This window comes from Niabella aquatica (genome assembly GCF_054779315.1).
This window is the reverse complement of record NZ_BAAGYM010000039.1, coordinates 66,529-80,863: the sequence shown is the minus strand read 5'-3', so window position 1 is coordinate 80,863 and position 14,335 is coordinate 66,529. Positions and strand designations below refer to the sequence as shown.

At 39.2% G+C, this 14,335-nt stretch carries 17 protein-coding genes and 1 pseudogene; 15 read left to right on the top strand and 3 right to left on the bottom strand.

Going from position 1 to position 14,335, the window contains the following annotated elements:
• Window position 1: 1 nt before the first annotated feature.
• From ACYVBM_RS22365 to ACYVBM_RS22345, 5 genes are all read left to right on the top strand, one after another.
• On the top strand, window positions 2-388 hold the full coding sequence (locus ACYVBM_RS22365) for a hypothetical protein (protein WP_460687926.1): 387 nt from the start codon (window positions 2-4) through the stop codon (window positions 386-388).
• Window positions 389-599: 211 nt separating this feature from the next.
• Window positions 600-1,616, top strand: a complete 1,017-nt coding sequence (locus ACYVBM_RS22360; protein ID WP_460687925.1) for an RHS repeat-associated core domain-containing protein — start codon at window positions 600-602, stop codon at window positions 1,614-1,616.
• A gap of 3 nt (window positions 1,617-1,619) precedes the next feature.
• Window positions 1,620-1,895, top strand: coding sequence for a hypothetical protein (locus ACYVBM_RS22355; RefSeq protein ID WP_460687924.1), 276 nt, complete (start codon window positions 1,620-1,622; stop codon window positions 1,893-1,895).
• A gap of 18 nt (window positions 1,896-1,913) precedes the next feature.
• Window positions 1,914-3,533, top strand: coding sequence for an RHS repeat domain-containing protein (locus tag ACYVBM_RS22350; protein ID WP_460687923.1), 1,620 nt, complete (start codon window positions 1,914-1,916; stop codon window positions 3,531-3,533).
• A 58-nt stretch (window positions 3,534-3,591) separates the two neighbouring features.
• On the top strand, window positions 3,592-4,074 hold the full coding sequence (locus ACYVBM_RS22345; RefSeq protein ID WP_460687922.1) for a hypothetical protein: 483 nt from the start codon (window positions 3,592-3,594) through the stop codon (window positions 4,072-4,074).
• A gap of 27 nt (window positions 4,075-4,101) precedes the next feature.
• Here the strand turns inward: ACYVBM_RS22345 and ACYVBM_RS22340 are convergent, their stop codons facing one another.
• Window positions 4,102-4,395 (bottom strand): helix-turn-helix domain-containing protein, encoded by a 294-nt coding sequence (locus tag ACYVBM_RS22340; protein ID WP_460687921.1) that lies wholly within the window; start codon window positions 4,393-4,395, stop codon window positions 4,102-4,104.
• 87 nt (window positions 4,396-4,482) lie between these two features.
• On the opposite strand from ACYVBM_RS22340, the gene ACYVBM_RS22335 reads away from it, so the two are divergent.
• From ACYVBM_RS22335 to ACYVBM_RS22325, 3 genes are all read left to right on the top strand, one after another.
• On the top strand, window positions 4,483-4,668 hold the full coding sequence (locus tag ACYVBM_RS22335; RefSeq protein WP_460687920.1) for a hypothetical protein: 186 nt from the start codon (window positions 4,483-4,485) through the stop codon (window positions 4,666-4,668).
• Between the two features lie 162 nt (window positions 4,669-4,830).
• A complete protein-coding gene (locus ACYVBM_RS22330) occupies window positions 4,831-5,808 on the top strand; it encodes an RHS repeat domain-containing protein (protein ID WP_460687919.1) in 978 nt (325 codons plus the stop codon).
• A 98-nt stretch (window positions 5,809-5,906) separates the two neighbouring features.
• Window positions 5,907-6,158, top strand: a complete 252-nt coding sequence (locus ACYVBM_RS22325) for a hypothetical protein (RefSeq protein ID WP_460687918.1) — start codon at window positions 5,907-5,909, stop codon at window positions 6,156-6,158.
• A gap of 131 nt (window positions 6,159-6,289) precedes the next feature.
• On the opposite strand, the gene ACYVBM_RS22320 is transcribed toward ACYVBM_RS22325, so the two are convergent.
• Window positions 6,290-6,622: a helix-turn-helix domain-containing protein gene (locus ACYVBM_RS22320; protein WP_460687917.1), complete on the bottom strand. Its 333-nt coding sequence runs from the start codon at window positions 6,620-6,622 to the stop codon at window positions 6,290-6,292.
• A gap of 148 nt (window positions 6,623-6,770) precedes the next feature.
• Between ACYVBM_RS22320 and ACYVBM_RS22315 the strand changes: the two genes are divergently transcribed.
• The 7 genes and pseudogenes from ACYVBM_RS22315 to ACYVBM_RS22285 all read left to right on the top strand — a co-directional run bounded on the left by ACYVBM_RS22315 (window position 6,771) and on the right by ACYVBM_RS22285 (window position 12,613).
• Window positions 6,771-7,061, top strand: coding sequence for a transposase (locus ACYVBM_RS22315; protein WP_460687916.1), 291 nt, complete (start codon window positions 6,771-6,773; stop codon window positions 7,059-7,061).
• A 195-nt stretch (window positions 7,062-7,256) separates the two neighbouring features.
• Window positions 7,257-7,478: pseudogene (locus ACYVBM_RS22310) on the top strand (DDE-type integrase/transposase/recombinase); the annotation flags it as partial.
• A gap of 318 nt (window positions 7,479-7,796) precedes the next feature.
• The gene (locus ACYVBM_RS22305; protein ID WP_460687915.1) at window positions 7,797-9,770 is read left to right on the top strand and encodes a type II secretion system protein GspD; all 1,974 of its coding nucleotides are present in this window, start codon (window positions 7,797-7,799) and stop codon (window positions 9,768-9,770) included.
• 5 nt (window positions 9,771-9,775) lie between these two features.
• The gene (locus tag ACYVBM_RS22300) at window positions 9,776-11,005 is read left to right on the top strand and encodes a hypothetical protein (RefSeq protein ID WP_460687914.1); all 1,230 of its coding nucleotides are present in this window, start codon (window positions 9,776-9,778) and stop codon (window positions 11,003-11,005) included.
• Window positions 11,006-11,016: 11 nt separating this feature from the next.
• Complete coding sequence (locus ACYVBM_RS22295) at window positions 11,017-11,556, top strand: hypothetical protein (RefSeq protein WP_460687913.1); 540 nt, start codon at window positions 11,017-11,019, stop codon at window positions 11,554-11,556.
• A gap of 27 nt (window positions 11,557-11,583) precedes the next feature.
• The gene (locus ACYVBM_RS22290) at window positions 11,584-11,961 is read left to right on the top strand and encodes a hypothetical protein (protein ID WP_460687912.1); all 378 of its coding nucleotides are present in this window, start codon (window positions 11,584-11,586) and stop codon (window positions 11,959-11,961) included.
• Window positions 11,962-12,094: 133 nt separating this feature from the next.
• Window positions 12,095-12,613 (top strand): hypothetical protein, encoded by a 519-nt coding sequence (locus ACYVBM_RS22285; RefSeq protein ID WP_460687911.1) that lies wholly within the window; start codon window positions 12,095-12,097, stop codon window positions 12,611-12,613.
• A 67-nt stretch (window positions 12,614-12,680) separates the two neighbouring features.
• On the opposite strand, the gene ACYVBM_RS22280 is transcribed toward ACYVBM_RS22285, so the two are convergent.
• Entirely contained in the window at window positions 12,681-13,745 is a 1,065-nt protein-coding gene (locus ACYVBM_RS22280; protein WP_460687910.1) for a hypothetical protein, read from the bottom strand.
• Between the last annotated feature and the right edge of the window lie 590 nt (window positions 13,746-14,335).

Here is a 14,335-nt window from a genome sequence, read left to right as displayed (position 1 = left end):
AATGGATAAAGCAAGTAAAATATTCTTACTTATTATTCTGTTCGTATTTATAGGACTAATGTTATATGTGTCTCATAATAAATCAAAATTAAACGAAGAAGGCGTTTTCGTTTCTGTGAGGATCGTTGACTATAATTTTGGCCTGAAAAGTGTAAATACCTTGACATGTGAATTTGCTTATAATCACAGGCAGTATCGTATATCTACAGGCAGCACCGTACCTACACACAAATGGAAAAGACTTATTGGTGCAACTTTTCCTGCGATATATTCTCCTCGGTCAGGTCTTTTGGAAGTACTTATTCTACCCGATGACTTTGAGAAACATAACCTTCCTTATCCTGATACTCTAGCAAGATGGGCAAACGAATATTTGCTAAATAATTAATATTAAAAATATGATCTGTTGCTAGCTCACTAAAAGCACAGTAAGCGAAACCCGGCAGTATGTTGATGGTATAGAGTATATTGGTACCACCATAGATCTTTTACATACAGAGGCAGGTATAGTACGCAATAATGCGGGCACTTATACATACGAGTTTTTCCTTACCGACCATTTAGGGAACACGCGGGTTGTAGTAAACGAAGCGAGTACAGTGTTACAACAGACGGATTATTATCCGTTTGGGATGACCTTTAACCAGACCAGTACGTTGAACCGTTACCTGTACAATGGCAAGGAGCAGCAGCAGGAGTTAGGTGGTACCTATGGAGGGCAGTATGATTACGGCGCCAGGTTTTATGACCCTGTGATTGGGAGGTGGCATGTAGTGGATCCATTGAGCGAGCAGATGCGCAGGCATAGTGTTTATAATTATGCCTTTGATAATCCTATACGGTTTATCGATCCCGATGGAATGGCGCCAATGGATTGGTATAAAGATAAAGATGGGAACTATCGGTGGTTTAATAGCACTGGTAATATTGCGGGGTATGAACATAGAGGAGCTTCCCTCACAATTAATTCCGTGGAGTACCAAGGAGGTAAATCGGTTGGAGTTGCGGCCAGTTATTCTTTAAATTCTAATGGCTCTGTAACCTCAAACGGTCAAATTTATGGGAATGGGGCAACTGTAACAACTCAAGGCGGCACATCAATAACAACAGGTAACGGAACATTTACTTCAAGTGTACTTTCTGGAGTGGAATTTAATGCTTCTATAATAGCAGGCTTAGGTATGGGTTTAAGCTCTGTTCAAGATATGACAGGAGGGTTGGATGCAAGTGGTGGTGAATTAGGTTTAGTGGGATGGGAAGGGAAATTGAATTGGAATGACCCTTCAAAAACATCTAGTGAATTTACCTTTTTAGGAAAGAATCTATCAACAGGAGTAACAACAGAGAAATTAGGGGGCTTTTCTTTAAGTGCACAAAATTTTGGTATAGCAAAGGAGCTGTCAAAAGAGACATTAGCTAATGGACAGGTTAATACAATTAATAAAAGAAGTTTTTCTTTTTATGGGTTCACTATTGAGTTTTCAAATAACTCCAATGGATATAGTAAATCTGAATTGAAATTTGAAGCAAGTCGATTTCATCATGTTGGTGTAGGATATAGAGCTGGATTTTCTGTTCCGTTAATTACTCAAGAAACTATACCAAATAAATATTGATTTATGGATTTCATTTTTTTAAAAGTTGTAGGAATTGTTTTTGTAACTAGTTTTGTCCCGAAGGCATATCTTCACTACTATATAGCAAAACAACATGGATCGGATTTAGATATTTCTGGTATTACAACATCAAAAGACATTTTTTGGTTTTACAAGAAAGCTGTTTCATCTAAATATAGGGGGCTTAAAACTCTTTGCAATATCTTATTTGCCATTTCATTGGTGTCGTTTGTGCTAATTTTCATTTTATTAAATATTTGGGGAAATAAAAAACCGTAAGGACTATTTCCTCGCCGGATGCCCAGCAAGGTTTTCGGCGTCATCGTAGGATGGATAAAGGAGCAAAGCTCCGGGTTACTTACGCAGCAGTTAAAATATGATGATGCCTCCGGTTCCTATGCCCAATACAACGGAAATATTGGGCAACAATTATGGAATACCAACGGGCAAAGCCACAGTTACAATTACACTTACGACCGTGCCAACCGGCTATTAAGTGGCATTAGCGATGAAAGTTATAATGAAACGATGAGCTATGATAAGATGGGTAATATACAAAACCTAACCCGCCAGGGGCCAACAGGTATGCCGGGGTTGGGAACACTGGGTTACTCCTGCAGCGGTAACCAACTGCAAAGCGTAAGCGGCGGCTATAGCAGAAGCTACACTTACAACAGCAATGGCAGCATGATTAGTGATGGTACCTTGAATATCCAATACAATGAGTTAAATTTGCCTAAACAAGTAACGGGCACGCCGGTTGGCACACTAAATTATACCTACGATGCAGGTGGCAGTAAGCTGACAAAGCAGACAGTAAGTGAAACACGGCAGTATATAGATGGCATTGAGTATGTTGGCACAGCAATAGATCTTTTACATACAGAGGTAGGGATAGCACGTAATAGTGCGGGAACTTATACTTATGAGTTTTTCCTGGCGGATCATTTAGGTAACACGCGGGTTGTAGTAAATGAAGCGGGAACGGTGCTGCAACAGGCGGATTACTATCCATTTGGTTTACCGATAGAAATCTACAAGGCAGTACCTAATAATTATCTGTACCAGAGTAAAGAGTTGCAAAGAGAGTTGACGCAATTTGATTTTGGGGCGAGATTTTACGATCCGCAGATAGGTAGATGGCATGTTGTTGACCCATTAGCGGATAAAAGAGAATGGGTATCACCGTATGGTTTTGTACAAAACAACCCCATCAGTAGAGTTGACCCCACAGGAGCGTTTGACAATCCTATTTACGATAGAGAGGGGAATTTCTTAGGTACGGATGACAGGGGATTACAGGGTGCGCCTATTATAATGAATAAAGAGGACTTTACACAAGGGATGGCTCATGCTGATGCAGTGAAAAAAGATTTGGCTCCGAATGGAGGTGCGGAATACTATAAAGCAATACCCGATTGGAATAACTATTATGATTTCTATAATCATTACAATAGCCTGCCTAACCGACCGGATTATGACGGCTTTGTTACAATCCGGGAGGGAATAGACTGGGCAAAATCTCATCCCGGAGCATTACAAAATCCTACACCTGATAATATGCTTTACATAGACGCTTCCAAACTTGATTTTGGAAATATCACTACTAAACTTTTTGTAAACGGAGTAGGTAAATCTTCTCCAATAAATTTAAATACCCCTGGAAATTTTGCTGCAGCTCAAACCAACTATACTCTGGCATCTACGGTTTATGCCCTGGGGCGTGTAAATATTACATTATTGAACAATGCCGGTAGTGTTAAAATTGTAAATGATGATGCGACCGATTATGATTGGAACAAAGGAGGAAGTATTTGGAGGAAGGGGCTTATCAATTATGAAAGGTGGTCGGAAGGTTTGAATGACACTCACGGATTCAAAACCTTCTATTATGGCATCGGTCAATTACGACCATAATGATAGAAATTTTTATAAGAATTGATAAGAGGGTTTTTATTCCATTAAAGCAACCTTTATGCGACAAGTGAACCATTATATATTTTACGTTATTATTGTCTTGTTTGCACTTTTCACTACTTCTTGTAATTGGTGGAGTGATATATGGGGAAACCATCAGTTAGGAAGCCATCTTTCATTATGGGAGGGAGATAGAAAAGAGGATAGGGTTATTGCTTATTGCACGAGCCAAAGTGGCGGAGCTTGTGTGAGTGGTATTTATGTTGTTCCAAGTGCAGAAAGGAATATGGTTAATGGCAAATATGCCGAATATGTAGAAGAAGCCACATCCAATAAAAAATGGGTAATAGCAAAAACGTTACAGATAAAAGACAACAAAGAAAACTATTACATTATCAGCAAAGACTTTAATATTGAAGGTGCAGATTGTGCAAAGGCTAATTGCGACAGTATTTTGCAAAGCCATGTAACCGGGCCATTGAGTTTAAGTGAATTTGAAAACAAAAAGAAAGCCTTGAATATCGGGATGGATTTTAAATAGTTTGCAGGTAATAGGAGATAATTTTTTTTACCTGAAAGCCTGTTTAGTTTTAAAGTTTTGGATGTAGGTATCAATGACGTTGAACAGGACATTTTTGGTATCGGCATCCATTTTTTGTATATCGTTGATACGTTCCGCCGTTTCTTTGTCATAAGAAGCGTTTTCCCCTTCGCCGATTAGAAAATCCACCGTTACGCCAAAGGCTTTAGCCATTTTAGCCACCATCTCAATGGAGGGCAGGTTTTCATTACGTTCATACTTACCGATAATCTCCCGGGATACGCCTGCGGCCTTGCCAAGGTCGGTCTGCAAAGCCATCATTTATTCCGTTTCCTTTTGGCTTTTGCCATCGCTGCACAAATAAAGAGGCTTTCTTTTTTTTCCTTTTTTCTTTTAAAAGTATCTTTTATGAAGTATTACATCACTTATCCAATCAACGAAAACGCAAATGACAATGATTATCGTATTGTAAAAGTCAGAGAAGCTGATGAAGCCAATTTTTTAAAGGACTACGGCCCCCTTGTCATCGCCAGCGGTAACAGCCTGATGGAGGCGTTACTCAACTTTGAACAACGAAACATTTACCCGGCTTAATAGCCGGTTTTTTTACAGCAATAATAATGGAACATTGAAAAATGTTTTATCTTGTGGGTAGGAAGTTCTTTGATTTTTATTATCCTGACAAAGTAGGTCTTTAGAAGCAACGGGAAAGCTACTAAAAAACGTGTAGACTAAGATCATTTAGGGAATGTACGGATGATGCTGGCTGATGATGGAACAGTATTAGAGGAAACCCATTATTATCCATTTGGCTTGACGCAAAGAGGAATAAGCACCAGGCAAACGGGTAATCTACACAATAAGGAGAAGACCTTCCAGGACCAGCAGATAGATGAGGATTTAGATTTAAACTGGGTACAGTTTAAATACCGTAATCACGACCCGCAGATAGGGAGATTTATAGAAGTGGATCCTCTGAGTGAAGATTATGTGCACAATAGTACTTACGCGTTCAGTGAAAATAAAGTAACGGCTCATCTGGAGTTGGAAGGACTAGAGTCGATTAGGTTCCAGGATGTATGGAACAATAAATCGAATTTAGTAGATTATATAGCAAGTGGGGATATTTTTGTCGAAGCCACAAACTATTTTAATACAGAGTTAAATCCACTCGTTAAGGCAACCGAGTTTGTAACTGGCAAAAGTTTTAGTAGTGATTTTTCAGAACAAAAGCCAAGAATTACTACAGCAACCGAGGGTGTTATGTTGTTTTTAACTCCCGAATTTAAGATAGGAGCTGGAGGCGTATTGAAAATGGGAGCTGTAGCAATGGAAAAATCATTGGTACAAGGTGAGGTTAAGAAGATAAGCTTAGATAACAATGCTCTTATTGCTGCAGTAGAAGGCGGAGGAAAAGAGGCTGTTGTTAACGCCATAGGAAGTAAGCAACCTATTATTTCTTATACCGCAGCAAAAGAATTTTTAGCAAAAGGTAACAAAGGTGAGCTCAAAGCATTTATGAGCGAGATAGGTGCTACGGTTAGTAAGAACGGCGCTTCAGCGTCTCAAGTAAAAGGATTGCAAAAAGCTGCGGAAGGTGTTGGTAGAAAACTTGGGCAAAATGATGCAAGTATAATTGGCGGAGCAATAAACAACGGTGCTTCTATTTTGACCAATGACAAGCGAATGATGAATTTTATGCAAACATTCGGGATACCCGGATTAAAATATTGATGATGGGCGCTTATAATATTATTTGTAAAGATGTGAAATGTTCGGAATGCTCGAATAGTTATATGGGTCGAATTCAGTTTAAGTTTGGGGACACTTGGATGAAACTTTATAAAATTGGAGACACAATTCAATGGGGGGGGAATGATATTGGTGAGCCGCACTTAACTGAAGTAAAGGTCTACGGGATTCTGGATTCGGATGAATGCCCGCTCTGCAAAAAAGATAATGCGCATAATGAATATGATATATTTATCTTTAATGACATCATAAAAGATGTAAGGTTAATGTCTAATATAGAAGATTATTTTGAGGGAGATGGTAATTATAAAATTTGCAAAAGTAATATATAGAGCAAAAGAGAAAACAGTCTGCTTTAAGGTATAAGGGTAATCATCTTACAGTAACATTTTTTTTAATTTTTCTATTAGCACTAAAAACTAAAGGCAAAAAAGGAACTCGTCTTTGAGTTCCTTTTTTGCTTTTACGATGCGTGCGCTTTTTTTACTTTAAAGTCGCGCAGCGCCATATCGATAAGGTTAAGGACAAAATTTTTATTTTCTTCGGGTAGCTTGCTGATATCTTCGAGTCGTTTAAGGGCCTGTTTATCGAGTTGTAATGTTGTTTTGCCCACGAGATAGTCTACGGACACTTCGAGGGCCTGTGCGATTTTTACCGCCATTTCAATGGTGGGTTTTACTTCGTTACGTTCGTAGCGGCCGTAGGCATCGCCATTGATACCGATCTTTTTACCCACATCTGCCTGTGAGAGATTTTTTCTTTTTCTAACCTGTGTTAAGCTTTCTCCCAAAGTCATATTTGTAGGAATTTATACACCAAAAAGGATATTAAGCAAAATTACAAACAAAAAAGGAACAGCTTAGACTGTAAGCTCCCCATAAATCCGGCCATCGCAGTTAGAGTTAACACGGAGTGAGTTTGTTAACTTTAAATTTTAAATAGCAATGAAAAGGAAATTTACAGAGAGCCAGATCGTGGCAGCAATCAAGAAGCAGGAAGGTGGCATAGCAGTTAAGGATATCTGTCGTGAGATAGGTATCAGCGATGCGACCTTTTATAACTGGAAAGCGAAGTATGGAGGTATGGAAGTAAAAGATGTGACCAGGATGTGCGAACTGGAGAAGGAAAATACCGAGTTAAAAAAGATGTTCGCGGAGATGAGTTTGGAGAATCGTGCAATGAAGATTTTGATAGAAAAAAGTTCTAACGTCTCAGGAGAAAAGGGAAGCTGTTGAATGTCTGACGATAGATGGACAGCTAAGTACCCGCAAGGCGTGTAAACTGATCAGTTGATCCCGAACCAGCTATCAGTATCAAGCAAAACTTAAGGATGACACAGCGCTACAAAATGCATTAACGGATCTGACTACAAAATATGTTGCGATGGGCTTTTGGCAATGTTGTTACCGGCTTTGGAATAAAGGTCATTCCTGGATGTCCCTACAGGGCCCAATCAGGTATGGAGTATCGACTTCATGAGTGATGGTTTTGTGGATGGGCGCAGATATCGCTTGCTCAATGGTATATACGATTTTAACAGGGAGTCTCTAGCTATTGAAGTAAACACATCGCTGCCCTCATTACGCGTAATAAGAATATTGGAGCGGCTGATAGTTCACAGAGGCGTACCGACAACTATTCGTTGTGATAACTGATTCACTTTGTGATCATTCATTGACATTATTCAATAAAACAAATGGGCACCTGACATTCTTGAAGACCGCATATCTCTTGTTGGTTAGAAAAACTCCTTGGGAGCGCCCTCTGGACCGGCCTGCGGTTGTCTCCTCTCTAAAGGAGAATATTCACTTTCTCGCATTATAGAGTGATCCGTACTATTGTAAAAATGTTATACACCCAGCAAATTTCTTGCTTTCGATTTAGCGATCTTTCCATTACCTTTATGCCATTGCAAGCCCTGGTATAACTGGAGTTATATTTGCTGCTTCTTGAGTTTAACTAACAATAAGATGAGTAAAATTACTGTCCCAACCTTATGGAAAGAACAACTATGGCTGACTGTGCTGCTGTGCGGTTTAACGATAGGAGTATGTGGACAGGGCACAGACCGTTTAAGCAATATCCGATACCGACTCAATAATCTTGCGTCTGATCTTCCCGGCCTTAACCAGAAAATAGAAATGAATGTGGCGGCTGTACCTATTGCCGATTTTATGCGTGGGCTCGCTCAATCTTACAAGCTCAATATTAACATTGCCCCTGACGTGCAGCAGAAAATGACCAATCATTTTTCCGGCATCCCGGTGATGGATGTACTTTATTTTATAGCACAACAATATAACCTGGATTATGATTTTTATGGTAGCATCATTAATGTACGCAATTACCGGGATCCTAAGCTGGATTTGCCCCCGCCACCCAAGGATATCCTGATTACTTACCATGCATCTGATGGACTGATTACCCTTGATCTAAAAAATGATACTTTACAGGATGTTGCTAAAAAAATAACCCGGTTAAGCGGTATAAATATTGTGGTGTTGCCTAATGCCATAAATAAGCTGGTTACATTATATGTTAAAGACGTGCCACCCGGTGACGCCATTGAACAAATGAGCTGGAGCCACCGTTTGAAATTCACAAAAACAGATGAACGTACCTATGTGCTGGAGTCTTTGGCAGATAATGAAGAATTTGTTACAAAAAACCAAAACAGGAACAACGCCAACTACACTATAGCCCGTTCTCTGCACCAGGGAAGTAATAGCAATATACCTGCCCGGCTTTCGGTAGATGCAGAGCAGGTGGGTAATGAGCGGCTATTAAATATCAGCGCGGTAAATACACCTTTAAAAGATTTAGTTAAAAGCCTTTCGGAACAGGCAGGTGTGGCTTATTTTATCTATGCAGAACTGCATGGGAATGTAACAGCAGAAGCCCGTAGCCTTACTTATTCCCAGGCATTGCATAAAGTGCTGCTTGGCACTCCTTACTCGTTTACCAGTGATAACGGAGTCTATATGATCGGGGAAAAAAATTTTGAAGGCATCCGCAGCCAGCGCCTGGTGCAATTACATCATCGCAGTGTGGATTCGCTGGGCTATTTTTTACCCGATGATATGAAGAAAGATGTAGTGATAAAAGAATTTAATGAGTTAAATGCCTTTCTAGTAACGGGACCGGAACCTCAGATTAATAAAATAGAAACGCTGGTAAAGCAGATCGACCGTAAAGTACCTATGATTACGATTGAAGTAATTATTATGGATGTTACCAAAGGACGTACAACCGAAGCGGGTGTAAAAGCGGGTGTAAGAGTACCGGGTGATTCCATCCCGGTTGGAGGTACTATTTTAAATGGTCTCAATTTTACGCTTAGCTCACGCAGCATTAACCGTTTTATTGACCAGGTCGGGTTAAACAATGTGTTCAACCTGGGCCGTGTGACGCCGGAGTTTTATGTAAACCTGCGTGCGATGGAACAGCTTGAAAATGTGGAAACGAGGCAAACTCCCAAATTGTCCACGCTAAATGGCCATGCGGCCAATTTAAGCATTGGGAGTACCCGCTATTATGCCGTTTCCACGCAGAACACACTGGGGTCTTTATCTCCTACAACGATCACCACACAGCAGTTTTACCCGGTAGAAGCTAATCTTTCTCTTAATATAAGACCGTTTGTTTCAGCAGATGAGGATGTAACCTTAAATATGGAAATGGACATTACGAATTTTACAGCGCAGACGGATATTAAAACGCCTCCGCCAACCGCTACGAGTAAGTTTAACTCCACCATACGTGTAAAAAATGATGATATGGTGCTGCTGGGTGGTATTGAAAGATCGGAGAAAGGAGAAAGTTCATCCGGTATACCCTTTTTAAGCCGGATACCCGTATTGAAATGGATATTCAGCTCCCGAACCAATCGTAACACAAAAGTTGTTTCTATTGTATTTATAAGGCCTACTATCATTTATAATTAGCAATTGTGATCCGGTATATCCGAAATAATATTATCACCATTCGCCAGGCCATTGGCATTGATATTCATTTTCTGAATGATGGAAAAATGACCATATCCGGCGTGCAGATTAAAGCGGCAAAGAGCGAGGTGCAAAAAGTAAGTAGTTTTGATCGCATCCATTCTGTAAAGGATCTGAAAAGTAAATTACCTAAAAATATTCCTGTAGCAGCTACTTTAAATGGTAAGGGGATTTTGATGCGTACCAATTCCGGTAAGGCTACGGATAGTATGATCAGCACATTGTTTCCGGGTGCCAACCCGCAGGATTTTGTATATACCATACACGATATAGAAGGAGATGATAATGTCATATTCATCGCACGTAAATCATTTGTGGAGGATACTGTTAAAGAATTGAATGGGGCAGGAGTGAGGCTGGTGGCCTTAACATTGGGTTCTAATCCTGTCAATATCCTGCTTCCCTTCATGCACAAATGGAGTACTGACCTGATAACGCCAATGTTACGGCTGGATATCAATGAAAAAAAAGTAGTATCAGTAAAACCGGAAGATGATTCGGCTGCAGTATATAAGGAAATTGAAATTGGGGGCGCATTATATAATACAAATAAGGTATTAGCCCTGGGTGCTGCGCTGGGCCTGCTTTCAAAACCTGCAGACAGGTTGCACAGCGATATCAGAACTACCGAAATTAATTACCTGCAGAAGGATTATGTATACTTTAAACTTTTTCAGTTTACCGGCTGGGCAATACTGATAACAACTTTGAGTTTATTGCTGGTTAATTTTTTTGTATTTAATCACTATTTTAATAAAAATAAAGAGTTGGTACAGGCTAATGACCTGCTGGCTGCTCAAATGGATAATAGCTCAGATGCAAACCGGCAGTTGGATTCTTCCTACAATTTCTTCATGCGTTCGGGATGGAACAAGACTTCCAGGCACGGGTATTATATAGATAGAATAGCAGCGTTGGTTCCGGCTTCTGTTAGTTTAAGTAATATGCAAACCGCGCCATTACAAGAAAGCATAGGTGTAAATGATTATATTTTTACTACGGATAAAATACTGGTTTCAGGAACGTCCATAGATCCAACGGAATTGGAAACTTTTAGCAGGTCGGTAAAAAACATAACCGGTGTAGCGGCCGTGGCTATAAAAAGCTATTTTTATAAGTCAGAAATCAAAGCGGCAATTTTTACGATAGAAATAACGGTGAGTACAAGCAATTGAATGTAGTACAGATGGATAAATATTTTTATATATTACAAAAAAATGATTACAGGAGCAAATGGCAGCTGCTGATGTGGTCAGCTTTACCTGTATTTCTGATATGTTATTTTCTGGCTTTTAAAAAAACGTTTAATACTATTACAGCTTATAATAAAAACCAGCTGCTCACCCGGCAAGCTGGTAGCAGGCAGGATAGCCTGGCTATTTATGATACCAAGCTGAATGCTATCAATGCATGGAAAAAACAATATATATTGGATAGCGCTGTGATGGATGCTCATGTGCTTGCCACAATAAATATAATCTGCGATGAGTTGGGGATTAATTTTAACGAGTACAAGCCCCTGGGAACAAGCAGGCAAAATGTATGGACGCGGCTGGTTACGGTTGAGGGTGATTTTAATACAATACTTCAGATGATCTATAAATTAGAACAGGTAGATAAAATATGCCGGATAGCATCGGTAGATTTTAAAAAAGCAAAAAGCTCCGGTGATAAGGCAGGGGAATTATATTGTACGCTATATATACAAAATGTGATCAGGCAATAAGTGCCTTGGCTGTTAAAATTAAAAAAGATGATGCAGCGATTTTATATTATAATAACCTGCTTGCTGTTAGGTATGCTCATACTCGGTGGCTGTGAAGAAGTGTTTGAGCAGGATTTAAGTAAAGCAGCTATTGTTTTAGTAGCTCCTTCGGATAGTGTGGTTACGGGAGATACGTCACAAAATTTTGCCTGGGAGCATGTGGGTCCGCTAGCAAATTATCAGCTACAAATTGTATCGCCGCGTTTTGATTCGATTGTTATTTTAGTAGCTGATACCATTACTGCTGATAACCTGGTACAGGTTACGCTCTGGGAAGGCAGGCAATACCAGTGGCGCGTAAGGGCAATGAATGAATACTCAATGAGCCCTTACAGCCAGCCCCGCACCTTGACGATACAGGAATAGCCCTGTTGCTGTGAAGCGTATGGAGTAAGGGAAGGTTATTTAGGAGCAAGAGACTTACTTTATATGAATTAAAAAAGCGCGATGCTCATAATATTTATAATAAGGGGTAATTTTAAATACCGAAACTTTAATTTTGAAAAACAATCTAAATACTAAATATGTGCTCATTGGCCTGGTCGTTCTGATCTGGGGTATGATCATTTATAAAGTCATCGCCGGTTTGTCTGGTGATGAAACGGTTGTGCCTGTAGTTGCTTTTAAGTCAACTACAAAAATTAATGCGGATACTAGCTATTATTTATTGAATATCGTTTATCCCGATCCGTTTGCTAATGAGAATATCTTTGAAGAGACAGCAGAAGATACGCTACTGCCTGCCGGTACCGATCATCCTGAAAATTTCGCAGCAATGCAAACTTATACATCTCCGCCGGTTGTAACCCAGCCTCCTGCAATTAAATACAACGGATATATCTATAACCCCACTACTAAAAAGAAAACCGCTTTAATAACCTATAACGGCAGGTCGATGGTAGTAAGTGTTTCCGATATGCTGGATGAAAAAACCAAAGTACTGAAAATTGATGACCATGAATTGGCGGTTACGGTTATGGGGAAAAGATTTGTGATAGAAGTGGGGGATAGAATGTAAAACCGTTATATCGACTTTCTACCTGGGCATTGGAGGTTTAACGCCTGCTGAAAAGCTACCGGCATCTTTATCTATGTTTATCATATTGCTTTCGTTTCAGCTGTCTTTTCAACTCCTTGTTTTCCGTTTCCAATTGTTTCACACGCTTATTAATATTTATTAAGTATAAAGTCATTTCTTCTATTTTTTTAATCAAAATAGCCTGACCATTTCCTAATTCAACCCCGTCTTTGGCTACCTGTTCAGCAGAAGGTATTTCAGGCAGGTGCTGATAGTGTTTAATGAATTTCTCCGTTTCTTCCAAAGAACGTACTATATAACCTGGTTTAAATACATAATCAGGCCAGCCGGAAGCATTGGGTTTGATCTTTATCTCATCGGCTATTACTTTACCGGATACAGCTAATTTATAGCCAATTGGCACAGAAGTTGTGCCAATGGCTACACCACCAGAACCATCGATGATCAATCGTTTTGAGTTATTTGTAGAGAATTCCATACTATTATTCCCATATACATATAAACCAAAATTAGATTCATTATTTCCATATATACTCTTGTTTGAACCAATGATGCCGATACTGGTACCATTATTTCTAAACAATAAATAATTATAATCCGACAAACCCGGATTAATCGTGAGTGCTCCAGCCGTTTCTAACTTGGTTGTCGGATCACTTACACCAATGCCAACATTTCCATTATCAGCAATGATCATGCGGGGACTCTCGCTAAATTCTGCACCTACCGCTTCTCCTGAATATGACTTTGTATAAAATTTAATACCTCCTTCAATAAACCCACTTCCCATTATAATAGCGCTACGCGACATAGCAGGATAACTATAAACCATCTTATTTGTACTGTTGCTTGGTTTCAAGCCATGGGCTAATGCCAAACCTGCAGCAGAATACATACTCCCAATTGTATTATATTCATTATTACCAATATTTCCAAAGCCCAAATAATGACCTCCGGTTGGATTTAATATATTGATATTTCCGCTTACAGTTAGTTTTTGTGTTGGCATTGTTCCAATACCTATGTCGCCATTACTTTCGAAAATATTTGATTGGGCCTGACATAAGCTGCCTATATATAGAAAAGACAATGCTACAATATTTTTTCTCATACTTATGCTTATTTAGATTGATTTCTTTTTTTAAAGGTTGTATTTTTCATCCTTTCATTTGTTTTTCGATCTTAACCATATATGTGAGTGCAAATTATCATTTTGTGCATCCTGCACCTGCAGCCCTGTAACATCCTGGATGTAAAGAGAGTTTGTATAATAGTGTGTATTTTCCCATATTTATTTCGGTTTTATTTTTTTTAAAAAATTAATCTGTGAGGTTTGTTGAAAATACTTTATGCCTCTTGCTAATGTTTAGTCCGTTTTAGTTAGATACTATCAAAGTACACAAACTTAGTGATTTTCAAAATCGCATGTATGACAAAATTATATGAATTGGCTTTTATTAAAATTATCTATTCGGGGGTATCTGAAACTACGGTATAAAGGTTGATTGAGCATTTCGTTTGCTTGGCCGTTGTTGGTGTTTGTATGTGGCATATGCGCCAACCTTCATCAACAACAGAGGCAAGGAGTACCAAAAACAGGTTACTGTTAGTGTCTATGGAAGAGGCACATACAAGGTTTAAGTCAGGAAGCTGGTTTAGGTAGTTTTATCAATTGAAATATATTACACAGTAAGCAAATAT